This is a genomic window from Anaerococcus obesiensis, assembly GCF_016599815.1.
Lineage (GTDB): Bacteria > Bacillota > Clostridia > Tissierellales > Peptoniphilaceae > Anaerococcus > Anaerococcus vaginalis.
Genome location: NZ_CP067016.1, coordinates 429,794 through 448,391, shown reverse-complemented (window position 1 = coordinate 448,391; position 18,598 = coordinate 429,794). Strand labels below are relative to the sequence as shown.

Below are 18,598 nucleotides of genomic sequence, written 5' to 3'. Positions count from 1 at the left end.
AAAAAATCTAGGATAAAAGTGCGTATATTAAAGAAAATAATAAGAAAAGTCCTTGCGAAAGATAAATTTATATAAAAAAAGGATATTTCAAAATACTTGATACTTTGAAATATCCTTTTTAAATTAACCTTTTGCATGATTTAAATTTCCTTGGCATACTTGCCAGGCTGGAATTTCCATTTTTAATTCGAATTGTCCTATCAAAAATGATGAGATAATTGTTGTCAAAAATGAATATATTAGGTGGTTCATTGGGATGTATATTAAAGAAAGGGCAAGAACTACGTAATCTGTAAATAGGTAAGCTCTTGATATTGGCCATTTTGTTTTTTTGGAAATTGTCATTGCCAAGGCGTCATCGCCTCCTGCACATCCTCCGGCTGTAACTGCTATTCCGCAGCCACATCCTATAAATATTCCACCAAATATTGCTGCCATTAATGGCATATCGTAAAGACTTGGAATTATTGGTCCAATAAAATCAAATATCCAATAAAATACTGCAAACATTATTGTTGCCACAATGGATTTTTTTAAAAATATTCTTCCAAGCATTGAAAAGCCTAAAAGATAGCATAAGCCATCCAAAATTGGTGTGGTGTAGGCAAGATTCATATTTAAGGCTTTTTTCAAAAATAAGCCAAGTCCCAAAACTCCTCCTTCGGTTATTTGTGCTTGTTCATGGACATTTATAACTCCAAATGCCATAACTAAACAACCAAGGGAAATAATCAAAAATTCTTTTTTCGTAACTTCTAAACTTCTCAGAAATTTTCTGAGCATAAATTTTCACTCCTAATCTGGCGATTAGCAAAACAAAAAAGACTGCTGTCTTAGTAATAACTAATCGCGCAATCTTCGGCTGGTGTTGATGCTTTTTTGTTTAGATTATTTTTTCTTGTAAAAACTCTGAGCTTATAGAAGAATTTAAGGTCAAATAAATCCCACATCAGGCACTTATTTGGCAAGGTTCGACTTCCACGAATCAGATAAAAACTACCGACAAAAAATCGGCAACCACCGTTTTACAACAGTTCTTCGTATATTATAATACCTTGTTTTTGTAAATTGTAAAGTTTTAGGGTTTTTGCTTAGAATTTAAAATAAAATAATAAACAAAATGATATAATAAAGATGTTATCGTACCCAAACTGGTAACAGTTGGGAGGTGAGGTTATGGAAAAGCTCGGTACCATTTTAATATCTGTCGCAGGTAATGTAATAGCTCATTATATTATCAAGTGGCTAGACAGATATATAAAAAACGATAATTAGCACAAAAAAGACAGGAGCGGCTACTCCTGTCTTTTTGTTTGTAATGGATATAACTCGGTACCATGCTCAATATTATTATATAAGTTTTTATAATATTTTCAATTTAATAGTTTACGATTTTTCAAAATGATATAATAATTTTGTTGTCGTACCCAAACTGGTAACAGTTGGGAGGTGAGGTTATGGAAAAATTCGACTCTATGATTATATCTATCGTAGCTGGTATAATAGCAAATTATATCAGCAAGCGGCTAGATAGATATATTAAAAGACGATAATTAGCACATAAAAAGACAGGAGGCGTCACTCCTGTCTTTTTAATTGGTCATGGTATATTCGACTCCATGTTTAATATTATTTTACATCTTTTTATTTTATTTTCAATATGTTTTCATTATATATATTTAAAAATCTACGTTATATAATTTTATGCTTACATTAAAAATTAGATCTCTGGATTAATTTTAGAATATAATTTACTTTAACTTTGCCTAATACTCAAAAAAATTAAGCTATTTAAATACTAATCTATTATTCTATATTTAATTATTTTTAAAATAAAATATTTTACGCCCAATTTCCATCAACAAATACATCAAATTCTTCCCCGTCTTTGTAGGCTTTTATATTTAAATCTTTTGCTCCTACCATAAAATCTTCGTGGATTAGGGAATCATTTAGGCCGATTTTGTGAAGATCTTTGTCTTCAACTTCTGTTCCGCCTTTTATAGTTGTTGGATAGGCTTTTCCAAGGGCGAAGTGGCATGATGCGTTTTCGTCAAATAGGGTGTTAAAAAATAGGATATTTGATTTTGAAATTGGAGATTCATAAGGAACTAGGGCAATTTCTCCCAAATATTTTGCATTTTCGTCTGATTCTAGCATTTCTTTTAGAGTATCGTAGCCTTCTTCTGCCTTAAAATCTACAACTTTTCCCTTTTCAAATGTAAATTCGAAATTATTTATTATAACCCCATTATAAACAAGGGGTTTTACAGAAACTAGCCTTCCGTCGACTCCGTCAAATTGTGGGGAAGTGAAAACTTCTTCTGTTGGGATATTTGGCAAAAATAAATCGCCTTTTTCATTTTTTGATGAAGCTGACATCCAAATGTGGTTTTTTGGCAATTTTACTCTTAAATCTGTTCCGTTTTTTGACCTGTAATGAACTTCGTCAAATTGGTGAGAATTTAAAAATTCTGCCTTTTCATTCAATAAAGAAATATGGTCATTCCAATTTTTTTTGGTTTTTTCCCAATTTTCATCAACACGGCTCACATCAAAAATAACTTCCCATAATTTGTCTACTGCCTTTTCTTCATCAAGGTCTGGGAAAATTTTCTTTGCCCATTTTTTGGTTGGATAGGCAATTACAAGCCATGAAACCATATCGTTCATGGTATATTTTACAAAATCTTTTAATTTTAGAGAATTTTCTCTAACAGCTTCTGCTATCTTTTTTTGGTCCAAATCTTTTAATAAGTCTGGATCATCGCCAATTATTGAAATCCTATTTGACCTATGTTTTTCAAGTTGGTAGATATTTTTTTCTATAATATAATCAGGAACTTCGTTTAAAGTTTCTTGGGTCTCGTAGGTATATTTTAATTTTGTAAGCTCTTCATCTTTCCAATTGATACTTACAAGTCTAGCACCTTTCTCGTAGGCATATTTTGCAATAAGTCTTGCAAGAGTAGGATCTTCCAAGGAAGAATTTATCAAAACGTCTTCATTTTTTTGTACATTTACACCAAATTCAACTGCAAGTTTGGCATAATTTTCTAATTTATTTTTGTTTACTGTCATATTTCCCTCCGTTTTTTTCATTATACTATATTGTGATGGTATAATAAAATTTAGAAATGGAGGATATTATGGTAAAAAGAAATGAAGTTGATATAAAAGAAACATGGAAATTGGAAGATTTATTTGAAAATGATGAGAAATTTTATGAAGAACTTGATAAAACAGTCAAAAAAAGTGAGAATTTCAAAAAAACATACAGTCAAATAGATTCTTCCGATAAATTATATAAGGGATTAAAAGATTTGTCAGAAATTTATGGGGCCATGCACAGGTTGGGATCTTTTGCAGGAATTTCTACAGAAGTTGATGCCAATGACCCATATCCACAAAAAAGATATGCAAATTTTGGGGCAAAGGCGAGCGAAATCTCTGCAAATTTAACTTTTTTTGATGGGCTTTTGACAAAAATTGATGAAAAAATCATAAATGAAGTGAGAGAAAATCACAAAGATTATGATTATTTTCTAAAAAGAGCCTTGGACAAAAATGACCATATTTTGGGAGAGGCGGCTGAAGAAGTTATTTCAAAATTATCTCCAACTTTTGATGCACCTTACGGCGAATATGCTTCTTTACGTTATGGGGATATAAAAGTTGATGATATTAAAATTGATGGAAAGGAAATTCCTTTAAATCACAATACTTTTGAAGAGTATTATGAAAGTGATAAAGATACAAAAGTAAGAAGGGAAGCTTTCAAAAATTATCACAAGGCACTTGGTCGCTACGAATCAGGAAATGGGGCAATTTATAATACTCATATAAATAATGAAAAAATCCTTGCAAATTTAAGGGGATATGATTCAGTAATCGATATGCTTTTGGATTATCAAGATATTCCAAGAGAAATTTATGACAATCATATTAATACAATTATGGAAAAACTTCCAAAGCACATGAGAAAATATGCAAATGTTTTGAAAAAAGTTTACAAACTTGACGAGATGACCTATGCGGATTTGAAACTTTCAATTGATTCTGGTTTTTCAAAAGAAATTGAAATTGAAGAGGCAAGAGATTATATAATCGATGGGCTAAAAGTTTTGGGAGATGATTATGTAGAAATGCTCAAAAAAGCCTTCAGCGAAAGATGGATTGATTATGCACAAAACGAGGGAAAAAGAACCGGAGCATTTTGCGATACACCTTACGGATCTCATTCCTATATAATGACAACTTACAACAAGGATATGAGCCAAGTTATGACCCTTGCTCACGAATTGGGACACGCTGGACATTTTGAAAATACAAACAAAAATCAAGATGCAATAAACACAGATGTTTCCATGTATTTTGTAGAAAGTCCATCAACAGCAAACGAAATCACCATGGAAAGATATTTACTAAAAAATGCCAAGGATGATAGGGAAAAATTGTGGGTTTTGGATACAATGATTTCAAAAACTTACTACCATAATTTCGTAACCCATTTTCTAGAGGCAGTTTTCCAAAGAGAAGTTTATGAAAGAATAGATAAGGGAGAAAGCCTAACAGCAGAAGATTTCAAAGAAATTTTTAATAAAAAATTAAAAGAATTTTGGGGAGAAGATGTAAAACTTGTAGAAGGATCCGATTTGACATGGATGCGCCAACCACATTATTACATGGGACTTTATCCATACACCTATTCAGCAGGCCTTACAATAGGAACAAAAGTTTCCGACAAAATAATAAACGGAAATAAAGAAGAAATCAAAAATTGGAGAGAAGTTTTAAACCTAGGCTCAACCCTAAGCCCAATGGATCTTGCAAAAAAAGCTGGAGTAGATATGACAAATACAAAAGCCTTAGAAGAAACCATAGAATTTATCGGAGAAATAATTGACCAAATAGATGAGCTTTGCGAGAAGCTTGGGTTGTATAAATAAAATAATTAAGAATAAAAAAACTAAAGGAAGGAGATGATTCTTCCTTTTTTTATTTTTTGGGTAGAAATAGAGTAAGAAATATTTATTATCAGGAGGAGCTATGACAAAAAAGAACTTACAATTGACGATGTAAATAAAGCTTTAAAAAAATTTGCAGAAAATGAAGATTTAGATGCAAAAAATCCTTATTTAAAAGAGGACGGTAAAATTTTTGATAAGATAGTTGGGGAATTTTGTGAGTCTTTAAATTCTAAAAATTCAAACGAGGGTTTCTATTGGTTAGAAAAATTTGGTGTTATTTCAGAAGGAGAAAAGTACAAGCCTAATGTAAATTATGGTATGCCAACACATGTGCATGGAGATTATAAAAATGGTTTAATATATCTTTGTTTACTAAATCCAGGTATGCAAATAAATGATAAAGAAAAATTTGATAATATTAAGTCTTATTATGAAGCTTTATCTAAAAAGGTAGAAAAAGGATTGACAAAGGAATATGGAGAATCAGATTATTATTTTTATGAACAAATGGATTTAGAAATAAAAGATAATTATAGAAATTTAGATAAAGAAATGGTTAAAGAATACATATACGATGAAAAAACTTCTATACTAACCAAGGAATTATTGAAAATAAAATATTATCTCCAAGAAAATGAATTTGATAAAACATGGAAAAAGCTAAAGAAAAAAGATGATTTAACTAGAAATATTTACTATATATGGCATTATTTTAAAAAATTATTAAAAGAATCTACCTATTTGAATTATAATAATTTGCCAGATGATTATAAATTGTATGGGGAAAGTAAAGATAAAGCTAGAGGAGTTACCACAAATAAAGTTGTAAATATTGAATTATGTCCTTTTAGATCAAAAAATGCAAATGCAGTTAAGAAATTAAGTAGAACTGACTATGGAAAATTTTCTGCTTATATAATTTGGTATAGAATTGGTAAGTATTTAAATGATTTAGAAAAAGATAATAATACAGAAAAACCAATATTTATTTTTAGATCTTATTGCAATAAAACAAGTCCTGATTGGAAAGATATATTAGTGGATACATTGTATGAAATAAACAAAGAAGAAATAGATAGTGAAATTATAAAAGAATATATCAAAGTATTTGAAAGAGAATATTTTTATATTTTCAACTCTCAAAATGGAATGATAAGTAAGGGTAATTTATCTTATTTTGATAAAAATAATGAAAAGAAAAAATAAGCAGTAAACAATTTGATGAATTAAGAGAATTGGTAAAACAATAATAAGTAACTAATCTATCTTAATTTAAATTCTTAGAAAATCTTTAAGGAAATAGAAATTTATAATCAAAAAATAAATAAGAGATCTCTCGACAAGATCGAGATGGGTTTTACTTTGTCTAGAGTTATTATTGATATTGATGTAATTAAGTAAAAATAATAATAAAATAAAACTAGACCTATATTAAGAAAAATCAAAAATAAAACTTTAGCAATTAAAATAAAGATGCCATCACCCATCCCGACCGAAGTGGAGGGATCTCTTTGGATTGGTACGCATAGAGAAATATTTCTCACTTGATGGGTTTTTATTTCTTCCTTATTGTAAATTTTAAATTCCTATTATTTTGGGTAAAAATATTCATATATGGAAAAAGAAAGGAATTTTATGAAATATTTATCTAAAAGATTTACTGGAAATTATGGGATAATTAAATTTATTTTTTTGTTATTATTGACTTTGTTTGGAGCTTTGCCTGCAAGTTATAGTATTTTGATTAGGGGCGTGGACAAGTCTTTGCTTTATATTATGACTGGGGCTTATATTCTTGCGGCTTTTTTATTTTTTCTTATTTTTTATAGGAAATTTGAATTGTCTGGGGGATTTTTTGCAAATTTAAAAGTGATTTTAATTTCTCTTGTGGCAATTTATACTTTGTCTTTTTTGATTGAATTAGCTTTTGGGGAAAATATTTCAAATCCTCAAAATCAAGAGGCGATTGAGTTTATGCTTAGGAGAAATTTTTCTCCGGCTCTTCTTGCTCATATAGTTTTTTTGGGACCTCTTGTTGAAGAATATACTTTTAGGGAGTATCTTCCTGGTGTTTTTAGAAATATTTTCAAAAGACGTGATCAGGATTTTAAGGATTTTTTCGCCCTTATTTTGGCGAATGTTTGTTTTTCTCTTGCCCATCTTCCAACTGATATTTATAGTTTTTTGGTATATTTTTCAATAGGCTTTGTCTTGGTTATGGTAAGATTTTTGACAAATAATTTGAAGTTATCGGCTTTTGTTCATATTTGTTGGAATTTATTGTCAAGTGTGATTTTATATTACGCTATTTAATTTTAAAATATTAAATAAAAATGGACTGTTGCAAGATTAAATGTTTTTTAATTCTGCAACAGTCCTTTTTTCGTAAATTTTTATTTATTATTTTCTTGTGGATTTTCTTGTTTTTTTTCTTCGATATTATTTTTTTTGAAACCAGAAGAAAAGTCGTAAGCACCACGTTTGATTATTATGTCATCAATTTTTGCTTTTGTAATTTTGTCTTTGTCTTGATTTTTCTTATCTTTTGTGGATTTATTTTTTACTTCTTTTTTATTTTCTTTATCTTTTGTATCTTCGGCTAAATCGGGTTTTTCAGAAATTTTTTCTTTTTTATTTTCGTTTTCTTCTTCTTTTATATTTTCATTTGTTTTTTCGTATTTAACTTCTTCTTTTAATTCTTCGCTTGTTTTTGTTTGGCTTTGTTCGTCATTTTCTAAAGAATTTTCAGTTGTATTTTTTGCGTCTGTATTTAAATCTGAAAGATTATCATATTCTTTATTTTTAATTGCTAGGGCAAAAACTACTATTGAAATAACAAATAAAATTATTGCCAAAATTACCAAAAATTTTGCGAATTTTGCTTTTTGTGGGCCAAAATCATTGGCTAAATTTTGTAAAGCTTGACTAATATTTGCAAAACTTCCTTCAATTGCCCCCAAGTCTGGATTTGAAAAATTAATTGCCATAATATTTGCTTTAACTACTTTAACAAATTCCATCAATGGCGAAATTGTAATAAAAGATATTAATAAAACCAATGTTCCAGCGGCTGAGAAAATATATTTTTTAATTTGTTCTTTAAAAATAAAAATTCCAGCAATCAACAAAACTAGATTTACAAAAAATAAAAATTTGATAAATCCTATGTATTGAATTATATTTTTGAATTTTCCAAGATATTCAAAAATAGCAAATTCCATTTGGCTTAAAAAATCTTCAATATTACCTGTGCCGTTTTCAATTGATTCGTAAATGTTTGAAAATGATTTCATCTTTGCCAAAATCATTCCCAAATAAAGAACCAATAATGAATTAGTAATAATTTGTCCAATATAGACAGCAAGTTTTCCCTGTTTTTTTGTCATAACTTCCTCCTTAATAATAAAAATATAACGGGAAAATATCCACATAATTTATACAAAATATTATATCATATTTCAATAAAATTTTCTGGATTTTTAGTCTTATAATTTATCGAAAGAATTTCTTACGGAAAACAATCAAATAATCATATAAAATAAATATTGGAATTTAAAAGAAAAATGAGGTAAAATAAACTTCGGAAAATTTAAAAGGATTTTGAAAAATTTTAAATTGTTTGAAATGAGCGATTTTAAAATAATTTTCAAAGCTTAAATAATTCTATAATAATTGTGAATATTTATATTGATATTTGCAAGAATTTTCTATATAATAGTAATGAGTGAAATTATTACAAATTAACGTGATAATATTTAAAAGTTAGGAGATCTTATGAAAATTGCATCGATGGAATACAAAAATGGGATTTCTAACTTGCTCAACTCTAAATTTGATGAGAATGAAGTTGTTGTAAAAAAATATGAGAATTTTGAAGACATTATTCTTGAAGATGATTTGTCGGAGTTTGATTTAATTTTAGTGGATATGACTCATACTAGGTGTATTGAGCTAATCCAGTACATAAAACAAACTACAAATATTCCGGTAATTTATCTTACAGATAGGTACAAAAAAAGTCCCTATGAGGCAAAAATTGACGACAAGGATTTTGTAATTCATTCTTATTCAAGGGATGAATTTATAAAATATACTTTGAAAAAGGTCGAAGAAATTAACAATTCCAAAATTATTTCTTTTGGTTTTTGTTCAATTGAAGTGGACAATGGGATTTTTAGGATAGGAAATGAAATTTTAGATCTTACAAAATCTGAAATTAGTCTTTGTACAATTCTAATAAAAAATATGAACAGACCAGTTTCAAAAGAAATTATTGTAAAAGAAATGTCAAAAATGGGAATTGAAACAACAGACAGATCAGTTAGAGAGCATGTTAGAAAAATCAGAAAAGAATTTAAAAAAGCAAAACTTGAACCAATTAAAACAGTAAGAGGACAAGGATACGAATGGATTTTAGAATCTTGTGAAATAGGAAATTAGCCCGATTTGTACAATGATTTTTATAATATAGAATATGAATAATTTTAAATAACCCAAATCTAACTAGCGGGAGAGGTATAAAAATTTTAAAATTAGAAAATTTAAATTTTGAAATTTTTATACTTTGTTAGATGGGTTATTTTTTTTGAAAAAATTTAGAGATTTTCAAATTCAAATAAAAAAATAAAATTGATATTGATTATCTTGTGCCACAAATTATTTTGTGATATTATATAAATATCTTCAGGGTGAGGTTTGATTCCTAACCGGCAGTTAAAGTCTGCGAGTTTTTTACTGAATGGGCGAAATTCCCATACCGACAGTTATAGTCTGGATGAGAGAAGATATTCTTTTTTATGAGAAATTATTTAGCCCTGAAAGGGCACGGATCGTATACAAACCCTCAAGCACGAATATCTGACTTCAAAAATTGTTGATTTCTAAATTTCAAAATTCTAAAATCGCAAACTCGCTAACGCTCAATCAGTGCGATTTTTAACGAATTTTAAAATTTGAAATCAAATCAATTTTTTCCGTATGATATTCTTAGCATGAGGATTTGTAAACTTTGTCAACAGTCTGAGCCCTGAAAGGGCATTTTTTTATGCCGAATTTTAGGAGGATTTTATGAGTCATGATCAAAAAAAATTAAGAAATTTAGTAAAAGTTGGAATACTTTCAGCTATGAGTTTTATACTTATGTTTATTCAATTTCCAATTCCAGTTGCACCACCTTTTATGAAAGTTGACCTTGCAGATGTGCCAGCTCTTATTGGTGGATTTTCGATGGGGCCTTTGTATGGAGTCTTAATTCAACTTATCAAAAATATTTTGAATTTGAGCAAGACAAGCACAGGCGGCGTTGGAGAAATTTCAAATTTTATAGTCGGAGGACTTTTTGTATTTGTATCAGCAAGTATATATAAAAGGAAAAAAACCAAAAAAAATGCAACTATAGCTATGATTTGTGGAATGTTAATTATGACACTTGCAGCAACCTTATCAAATGCTTTTGTAATTTTTCCACTTTACGGAAAAGCAATGGGAGTAGAAATGAGCGCCTTTGTAGCTATGGCACACAAAACAAATACTTTAGTAAATTCTTATTTTACTATGATGCTTTTCGCTATTGTTCCATTTAATTTGATAAAAGGTTCAATAGAAATTTTGGTAACAAAATTATTATACAAACACGTTTCAGGAATTTTGCACGATAGAAAATAATTATTTTAAATTTTAAAAACAGACTTTGTGGTCTGTTTTTTGTTTTTTCTGAAAGCTGAAATTTATTACTTTATAAATTTAATAAAAGAGATCTCTATTATTATTTTTGGAGATAGATAGAATTTTATTTTTACCTTAAAAATCATTGGAATTTTTTTATTTTAGACTATAATATATCTTACAAAAAGCTTCAAATTAAACTTTTGTAGTATAATAGATTAGAAGGAGTTTTTATGAGAATTAATTCTTTAAAGGAAATGGAAGATTTTGCTTTTGATTTTTCTAAAAAATTGAAAAAGGGCCAAGTTGTAAATTTAATTGGAGAAATGGGTAGTGGCAAAACTACTTTTACTTCTTTTGTTTGCAAATATTTTGGGATTTCTAATACTTCTTCTCCAACTTTTGCTCTTGTAAATATTTATAATGGAGAAAAGCAAGGGGAAGATTTTCCGATTTATCATCTAGACCTTTACAGGTTTGAAAGTCCTGATGAAATTTTAGATATAGATTTTGAAAATTATTTTTACCCAGAAGATGCTGTAACATTTTTGGAATGGGCTAACAAGGCAGAAGGATATCTTCCAGATGATATGATTGAAGTTAATATAGAAAAAATTGATGAAAACGCTAGGGAAATTAGCGTGAAATTTTTAGATTAGGAGATTTTAATGAGAGTTTTAGGAATTGATACATCAACTATGATTTCTACTGTAACTGTTGTAGAAGATGAAAAGATCATTGGGGATTTTAATGTAAATCAAGAAAAAACTCATTCGGAATCGCTTGTGCCAATGATTGAAACTTTATTAAATCTTTTGGGACTAAAGCTTTCTGATATTGATATTTTTGCAATTAGCCAAGGTCCTGGATCTTTTACGGGTTTAAGAATTGGAATGACAATTGCAAAGACTTTTGCCCAAGTTGGAAATAAAAAATTAATTCCAGTTTCAACTTTGAAGGCTCTTGCCTTAAATTCTTCTTCGAATTCTTTTAAGGCTTCTATGCTTGATGCAAGGGGAAAAAGAGTTTATGGGGCAATGTATGATGAAAATATGAATGAAATTGTTAAGGAAGATTTATATAATATAGATGATTTTTCGAAACTTTGTAATGAAAAAAATGTAGATTTTGATTTGGTTTCGGAAGTTGGTGAAAAATATAAGGACAAATTTGCTAGGGCAAGAATTTTGGATTTTTCTTATAATTCTTGTATTGGAAAAAATTTGTGTAAGCTTGCTCTTTTGAAAAAAGATGAGGACTATGATCTTTATAAGCTTGTGCCAAATTATTTGAGAAAATCGCAAGCGGAAAGGGATAGAGAAAAGAAAAATGATTAGGACAATGACTGTAGGAGATACGGATAAGGTTTATAAAATCGAATCTAGTGCTTTTTATAGACCCATGCCTAAAAAAGATCTTATAAATGATATTGAAAAAAATAAGCACAAAGAGTGTTTTGTATATGAAAAAAATGGAGAAACTCTAGGATTTTATATAATTTCAAAAATTTTGGATGAAATTGAAATTTATACAATAGCAGTTGATGAATTGTATCGCGGGCAAAATATCGGTTCATTTATGCTTGAACACATGATAAATTTTGCAAAGAGTTTAAAAGTTTCAAAAATTTGGCTAGAAGTTTCTACAAAAAATTTTCCAGCTATAAATCTTTACCAAAAATTTGGTTTTGAAAAAATTAGACTTAGGGAAAATTATTATGCCAGAGTTCACGAAGATGCTTATATAATGTTAAAGGAATTGGATTAGATGAAAGATTTTTATACAATGGGAATTGAAACTTCCTGTGACGATTCTTCAGTTGCTATTTTGAAAAACGACAGGGAAGTTTTGATTAATTTAATATCATCACAAATTGATATACATAAAATATTTGGAGGAGTTGTGCCAGAAATCGCATCAAGAAAACACCTTGAGGCAATCAATCCTTTGATTGAAAAGGCGCTTTTGGATACAAATTTATCTTATAGCGATATTGATTTAATTTCTGTTACCAAAGGTCCTGGACTTATTGGCTCACTTTTGGTAGGAATTTCTGCGGCAAAAGCTCTTTCTTTGTCAGCAAATATTCCAATGATTGGAACAAATCACATGCAAGGACATATTTGTGCAAATTATTTGTCAAATAAAGACCTAGAGCCACCATTTATTTCTTTGGTTGTAAGTGGAGGTCATACTTATCTTGTAAAAGTAAACGATTATACAGATTATGAAATAATTGGAACAACAAGAGATGATGCTGCTGGCGAATCTTACGATAAAATTGCAAGGTCAATCGGACTTGGCTATCCAGGTGGACCAAAAATTGATAAACTTTCCAAAGAAGGAAGAAAGGATGCCATAGATTTTCCAAGAATTATGCTAGAAAAAGATTCTTACGATTTTTCATTTTCAGGTTTAAAAACTTCAGTTTTAAATTATATGAACCACCAAAAGCAAAAAAATTTAGAAATAAACAAGGCAGACTTGGCAGCAAGTTTTCAAGAAGCCGTTGTAGATGTTTTGGTAGAAAAATCTATGCGATTGATAGATGAAACAGGATTAAATACATTTGCAGTATCAGGAGGAGTTGCTGCAAATTCTAGATTAAAAGAAAGACTAAAAGAAGAATGTGAAAAAAGGGGAGTCGAATTTTATTATCCAGATATAATTTTGTGCACAGATAATGCGGCAATGATTGCTATGGCAGGATATTTAAATTACAAAGCTGGAGCAAGGTCTGATAATTATTTGAAAGTGTATCCGAATTTAGGACTTTAATTTGATATAATAGACTTATGAGTAGAGAAATTACAAAATTAAAAAAATACAATACAAAAAATAAAATAGCATACTTTCTTTACTTTTTGTCTGCAATTTGCGTTTTCGCTTTTGGCATATATTATAAAGAAGGTTTTGAAATTGCTGGTGGAATATTTTTGCTTTTAAGAGGAATATATTTAATAAAAACCAACAACAAAAGCACAGGCTCAATTTTGAGAAATGAAAAAAAAGGACTTTACTTTAAACTTTTGATGATAATGGCTTTTTCATTAATAAATCCAATAGGCATTCTTCCCTTTTTATACGAAATAAAAAAAAGAGATTGGGTTATAAATGGAGGACTTGATGAAGAAAAAAAGTAAGATAAGCATTTTATTTTTGGCGATTATTATTTTATTTTCATCATGCGCTCAAAGGAGAATAAACTATCTAGAAAAAAGAAAAGATAGTTTGATTTCAGAAAAAAAGCCAAAAGAGAAGAAAATAATAGAAATAAATCCAGATAAAATTGATGAATTTAAATCAATAGAAGCCTATATGGCATGGTATAAAAAATTAGATGGGCCATGCAAATTAGTTTTTGAAGATAAGGTAGAAAAAAAAGAATTAAGCCAAGAAGAAATGGTAGAAGATTTCAATTATCTTTTTAATGAAATTAGAGATAATTATCCATTTTTTGGAGTTTTGAAAAGGCAATACGGAGTTGACTTTTTGGCAAATTATTCAAAATATTTAAGCGAAATAAAATTTTGCAAAAACGACCAAGAATTTACAAACACTATGCAAAAAATAATGGAAGATTTGCACAATGACCACGCAACAATTGCACAAAAAGATTACGTAGAAGAAACCTTAGAATACTATTCACATTTTTGGACAGATCCGTCAATGTATTACGAATTTTTAACACTGAACAAAGAAAGCGTAAGAGATAGATACGGAGTTGATGGAGTCCAATCAAATAAGGCTGATAGGAAAAAAATCAGGAGAAGAACCCTATACACAGAAAATTCCGGCGAAAATATGGAAGTAAAAATGCTAGCACCAAGTTTGGGACTAATAAAAATAAAAGAAATGCTAGCAGAATATGAACTTTCAGAAGATATGAAAAAATTAGACAAATTTTTAGAAGAAAATCAAGATTTAAAAACCATAATAATAGACATCAGAGAAAATTCCGGTGGAAATATAGAATATTGGCAAGAATATCTTTTGCCAAGACTCATAGACAAAAAAATTTCCGTAAACAACCACATGTTTTTTAAAGATGGAATGAGAACAAAGCTATTATTAGAAAGCGAAGAGCTTGGCTTTGAAGATATTTCAAATGTAAATATAGAAAAAATGGATCTTGAACACAAAGAAGATTTAAAAGATTTTTCATATTATAGCAAAGACAAAATAGAAATCACTCCAATGAAAAAAAATAAATTTAAAGGAGATTTGTATTTATTAGTTGACGAAGGAGTATATTCAGCAGCCGAAGGAATGGCAAATTTTTGTAAAAACGCAAAAATTGCAAAATTAGTAGGGAAAAAAACAGGGGGAGATGGAGTAACACTTGGCTTAATAAATGACGTATGCCCAAATTCCGGCTTAGTTTTCACCTACACAAACACCCTAGGCTACGCCCCAGACGGCATGATAAACGAAGAAGAAAAAACAAACCCAGACATAAACACAGAAAGCCTAAACGAATCAATAGATACAATAAAAAAATTGGAAAAAATTGAGGAATAAATAAAAGTGGCTGATGCAAAATTATTTATAATCATAGTTTTGCAAAAGCCACTTTTTATTTAATTAAAAACTAAAATTTCTCAAAATAAATTAAATTTAAAAATTTGAACATAATCAAAAGATAATTTTAATTTATCAAAAAATCGTTTCCGCTTGCTTTTTCGATTTGCTGGGGTATAATTTTTTACAAGAAGTAATACTACTTTTGTAAATTTTATAAAGTTGAACTTTGTTTAATCCCGGACTTATTTATTTTATACCGTATAACGTTCTTCTTTATTTTCCCAGCCTAGGCTGGGTTTTTTATTTATATTAAGCCCAGCTTTATAAATTTTTTTCAAAGATTTTATTTTATATTTTTTAGCATTTTATACATCGGGTCAAACTCATCATAATAGATTTTTTCCTTATCAAAGGCAGACAAAACTTTTTTGGTTAAATATTTTTTGTCGACTATTAACTCGAAAGTATTTTCCCTAAACCATTTGTCAGTCATAGAAAAATATCCATCGTGTCCATTATCTTCTCCCCATGAATTTTCAATTTTCCAAAATTTCACGTCTTTATCTTTTTTGTCAAATCCTGTAAGATTCATAGCGTGGCAAGCTGAAGAATATCTAGAATCAATTCTTTGAGCTTTTGTCATTTTTTCAAAATTGGTAAAAGTTTGGTCAAAATTAAATAAATTTTCATCCATAACTCCGCTTTCTCTGTCTTTATCTATGTCAACATCGCAAGCAAACCACATTGTTTCGTTATTTTTTATAGATTTTTGAGCAGATTTACTCATTGTATCCATGTCAACATTAATTCCAACAAGATCTGGCAAATCTATTGCATTTTTTGCGTTCTTATCAACCAAAATCCTATTGTAAGGATGTCTTGGATCGTTTAATAATTTTATTTTTCCATCAAAAAAATCCCCAACGTACTTATCAAAAAAATTCTTTGGCGTCATATCTTTTTCGATTTTGTAATTGTTGTCCTTGTCATAGTATTTAAAATCAAAATTTTCAACAGGTTTTCCAATGGATTTTACAAAAATATTGTAGGCATAGGATAGACCTTTTTTTCTTAAAATTTCAATTTCTTTTTCGTCATCCGTCGCTCTAATATCCATAGCGATTTTTTTGAGGGCATTTTCCAAAGTATAAAACATAAAAGAAGATTCCTCTGTATGGAAAAGTTCGCCCATATTTGTCTTTGGAACAATTCCATATTTTTTTATCAAATAATAGAAAAATTCAAAATATCCCCCGTCTTCTGGAGTTGAATAAAAAACATCTTCAACTTTTCTATCTTTAATATCCAAGTCTTTTGTATCAATAACTCTTTGCAAAAACAAATTTGCTTTTTCCATATTGTCATAAAAATAAAGAAAAGACTCAGAAAGCTCAAATTTTTCCATATTAAGTTTTTTGGCAATATGCATTCTAATCATATTAAGACCTGCAAACATCCAACATCTGCCAGTTTTTCTTTGATTAGTAACATCTTTAGTTTCAACTTCGTTAGAAAAAATAAAATCATGTTTGTTGATAATATTTTTATTTAAAGAAGCCTCCATTATCCCCATATTTGAAATGGCATTTTCAATAACTTTATTTTTAGGATCTTTTTCATAATTTTTCTCTAATTCTTTAAATGTTTTTTCATCTAATATCATAGGTCACCTCTTTCTTTGGAAATATTATACTTTCAACAAAGCAAAAAACGATAATAACTTGTTTTTATAATAATAGTAAGAAGTTTTATTTGTTAATTTGAAAATTATAAAAGAACTTTTAAAAATCAATTTTAAAAGTTATGAAAATCGCAAAATTTAAATGTTTGAAGTGCTTTATTATTGACAAATGCTACAAGTTGTTATATCATTGTTTGAGAATAATTACAAATTTTAAATGTAAGGAGAATTTTCCGACGATATGTTTAAAAACTTAATATCTAAAATTTCGATTTTTTTATCAACTATTGTGTACATAATATTTTTTTATTTTTTAAATAAATATAGCATTTTGCCAGTGAAATATAGGTTTATAGTTTTGGGACTTATATTCTTACTTATTTTTGGATTTTCTTTGTTGATTTTCAAAAGAAAAAAGGCTGGCAAGCCAATTAAAGCCTTTTTTATAATTGTACTTTTGTTTGTAAGTGCAGTGGAAGGCTTATTTATTTCTTACGCAAGTACTTCAATACAAACTGTTCAAAAAATCAATCAAAAAAAAGAAGTAAATAAAACAAAAATGTCTTTTGTTGTTTTGAAAGAATCTCCAATTGAAACATTGGATGATTTGAATGAAAATCAAGTTGCCATAGCTAAGCAAGTGGACAAAGAAAATGTTAAACAAGCTTTAGAAAAATTCAAAAAAGAAAATGGCGATGATTTAAATGTTGAAGACTTGGGAGATTATTTAACTTTAGGTAACAGCTTAATTAATGGAAATGTTCAAGCTGTTTTATTAAATGAAGGCTTCAGGGAAATGTTAGATGATAATATTGAAGGATTTAGCCAAAAAACTAGAGTTTTAAAATCTTATTCTGTTAAGGGAGATCAAAAATTAAATCAAAACAATGAAGTTGAAAAAGATCAAAGTTTTAATGTATATATTTCAGGAATAGACACTTATGGAGATCTTGCAACTGTATCAAGATCTGACGTGAATTTAATAGTAAGTGTAAATCCTAAAAAAGGAAAAATTTTAATAACAACAATTCCAAGGGATACCTATGTAAATATAGCTGGAATGGGAGATTATGCAAATGATAAATTAACTCACGCAGGCTTATTTGGAGTAGACACATCTATAAAAACTTTGGAAAATTTCCTTGATATAAATATAGACTATTATGCAAAAGTAAATTTCACAACTCTTATACAACTTATAGATTTATTGGGTGGAGTAGATGTCGAAAATCCTGTTGCTTTTGAAACCAATGGTGGCAAATATTTCCCACAAGGTACAATTCACATGGATGGAGATATGGCTTTGGCATATTCAAGAGAAAGATACCACCTTGCAGAAGGCGATTTTGATAGAGGAAAAAATCAAGTGAGAGTAATGACAGGTATAATAAAAAAATTATTATCAACTGAAACACTTTTGAATTTCAATTCGATAGCAGAAGTTGCACTTGATTCAGTAAATACAAATATGCCTTATGATAAAATGATAGAATTAGTAAATGGTCAAATAGATGACGCAAAGGACTGGAAAATAAAAAGTCAAGCAGTAACAGGAACAAGCGAACCAGGTCTACCATCATACCTAATGCCAGGAAGTAATTTATACATGATGAGAGCGGATGAAGAATCTATTGACCAAGTTCATGATGGGATTTTGAAAAATAATAAAACAGATAAATAAATATTTTAATTAAAAGGGTAAGGTATACAGTGCTTGAGATCTTTTTCTTAGTAAAAATTGTAAGCGGAGATGTCTTAC

16 protein-coding genes and 1 riboswitch are annotated in these 18,598 nt (G+C 28.7%); of the genes, 12 read left to right on the top strand and 4 right to left on the bottom strand.

What is annotated here, in order from left to right:
• Positions 1-123: 123 nt before the first annotated feature.
• Entirely contained in the window at positions 124-783 is a 660-nt protein-coding gene (locus I6H46_RS02290) for a YitT family protein (RefSeq protein WP_019118757.1), read from the bottom strand.
• Between the two features lie 1,059 nt (positions 784-1,842).
• Positions 1,843-3,081 carry an aminopeptidase gene (locus I6H46_RS02285; RefSeq protein ID WP_234287397.1) on the bottom strand — a complete coding sequence of 413 codons (1,239 nt, stop codon included), beginning with the start codon at positions 3,079-3,081 and terminating at the stop codon, positions 1,843-1,845.
• Between the two features lie 68 nt (positions 3,082-3,149).
• Between I6H46_RS02285 and pepF the strand changes: the two genes are divergently transcribed.
• The 3 genes from pepF to I6H46_RS02270 all read left to right on the top strand — a co-directional run bounded on the left by pepF (position 3,150) and on the right by I6H46_RS02270 (position 7,283).
• The gene (gene pepF, locus I6H46_RS02280) at positions 3,150-4,949 is read left to right on the top strand and encodes an oligoendopeptidase F (RefSeq protein WP_200226082.1); all 1,800 of its coding nucleotides are present in this window, start codon (positions 3,150-3,152) and stop codon (positions 4,947-4,949) included.
• A 339-nt stretch (positions 4,950-5,288) separates the two neighbouring features.
• Positions 5,289-6,176, top strand: a complete 888-nt coding sequence (locus I6H46_RS02275) for a hypothetical protein (RefSeq protein ID WP_200226080.1) — start codon at positions 5,289-5,291, stop codon at positions 6,174-6,176.
• A gap of 429 nt (positions 6,177-6,605) precedes the next feature.
• Entirely contained in the window at positions 6,606-7,283 is a 678-nt protein-coding gene (locus I6H46_RS02270) for a CPBP family intramembrane glutamic endopeptidase (RefSeq protein ID WP_019118752.1), read from the top strand.
• An 80-nt stretch (positions 7,284-7,363) separates the two neighbouring features.
• Here the strand turns inward: I6H46_RS02270 and I6H46_RS02265 are convergent, their stop codons facing one another.
• Entirely contained in the window at positions 7,364-8,356 is a 993-nt protein-coding gene (locus I6H46_RS02265; RefSeq protein WP_019118751.1) for a hypothetical protein, read from the bottom strand.
• A gap of 388 nt (positions 8,357-8,744) precedes the next feature.
• Between I6H46_RS02265 and I6H46_RS02260 the strand changes: the two genes are divergently transcribed.
• The 8 genes from I6H46_RS02260 to I6H46_RS02230 all read left to right on the top strand — a co-directional run bounded on the left by I6H46_RS02260 (position 8,745) and on the right by I6H46_RS02230 (position 15,155).
• Complete coding sequence (locus tag I6H46_RS02260; RefSeq protein ID WP_004839493.1) at positions 8,745-9,410, top strand: winged helix-turn-helix domain-containing protein; 666 nt, start codon at positions 8,745-8,747, stop codon at positions 9,408-9,410.
• A 235-nt stretch (positions 9,411-9,645) separates the two neighbouring features.
• Positions 9,646-9,760, top strand: a riboswitch (FMN riboswitch).
• 277 nt (positions 9,761-10,037) lie between these two features.
• The gene (locus I6H46_RS02255; RefSeq protein WP_004839492.1) at positions 10,038-10,634 is read left to right on the top strand and encodes an ECF transporter S component; all 597 of its coding nucleotides are present in this window, start codon (positions 10,038-10,040) and stop codon (positions 10,632-10,634) included.
• A gap of 233 nt (positions 10,635-10,867) precedes the next feature.
• Complete coding sequence (gene tsaE / locus I6H46_RS02250) at positions 10,868-11,293, top strand: tRNA (adenosine(37)-N6)-threonylcarbamoyltransferase complex ATPase subunit type 1 TsaE (protein ID WP_019118750.1); 426 nt, start codon at positions 10,868-10,870, stop codon at positions 11,291-11,293.
• 9 nt (positions 11,294-11,302) lie between these two features.
• Positions 11,303-11,971, top strand: coding sequence for a tRNA (adenosine(37)-N6)-threonylcarbamoyltransferase complex dimerization subunit type 1 TsaB (gene tsaB, locus I6H46_RS02245; RefSeq protein ID WP_019118749.1), 669 nt, complete (start codon positions 11,303-11,305; stop codon positions 11,969-11,971).
• Positions 11,964-12,401: a ribosomal protein S18-alanine N-acetyltransferase gene (gene rimI / locus I6H46_RS09665; RefSeq protein ID WP_019118748.1), complete on the top strand. Its 438-nt coding sequence runs from the start codon at positions 11,964-11,966 to the stop codon at positions 12,399-12,401. Before tsaB ends, rimI begins: the two co-directional genes overlap by 8 nt.
• The gene (gene tsaD, locus I6H46_RS02240) at positions 12,402-13,412 is read left to right on the top strand and encodes a tRNA (adenosine(37)-N6)-threonylcarbamoyltransferase complex transferase subunit TsaD (RefSeq protein ID WP_019118747.1); all 1,011 of its coding nucleotides are present in this window, start codon (positions 12,402-12,404) and stop codon (positions 13,410-13,412) included.
• Positions 13,413-13,429: 17 nt separating this feature from the next.
• Positions 13,430-13,777 carry a hypothetical protein gene (locus I6H46_RS02235; protein WP_019118746.1) on the top strand — a complete coding sequence of 116 codons (348 nt, stop codon included), beginning with the start codon at positions 13,430-13,432 and terminating at the stop codon, positions 13,775-13,777.
• On the top strand, positions 13,761-15,155 hold the full coding sequence (locus I6H46_RS02230) for a S41 family peptidase (RefSeq protein ID WP_019118745.1): 1,395 nt from the start codon (positions 13,761-13,763) through the stop codon (positions 15,153-15,155). The genes I6H46_RS02235 and I6H46_RS02230 overlap by 17 nt, the downstream gene beginning before the upstream one ends.
• Before the next feature lie 346 nt (positions 15,156-15,501).
• Here I6H46_RS02230 and I6H46_RS02225 read toward each other — a convergent pair whose 3' ends face one another.
• On the bottom strand, positions 15,502-16,821 hold the full coding sequence (locus I6H46_RS02225; RefSeq protein WP_019118738.1) for a C1 family peptidase: 1,320 nt from the start codon (positions 16,819-16,821) through the stop codon (positions 15,502-15,504).
• Positions 16,822-17,176: 355 nt separating this feature from the next.
• Between I6H46_RS02225 and I6H46_RS02220 the strand changes: the two genes are divergently transcribed.
• On the top strand, positions 17,177-18,520 hold the full coding sequence (locus I6H46_RS02220; RefSeq protein ID WP_234287428.1) for an LCP family protein: 1,344 nt from the start codon (positions 17,177-17,179) through the stop codon (positions 18,518-18,520).
• Positions 18,521-18,598: the final 78 nt, after the last annotated feature.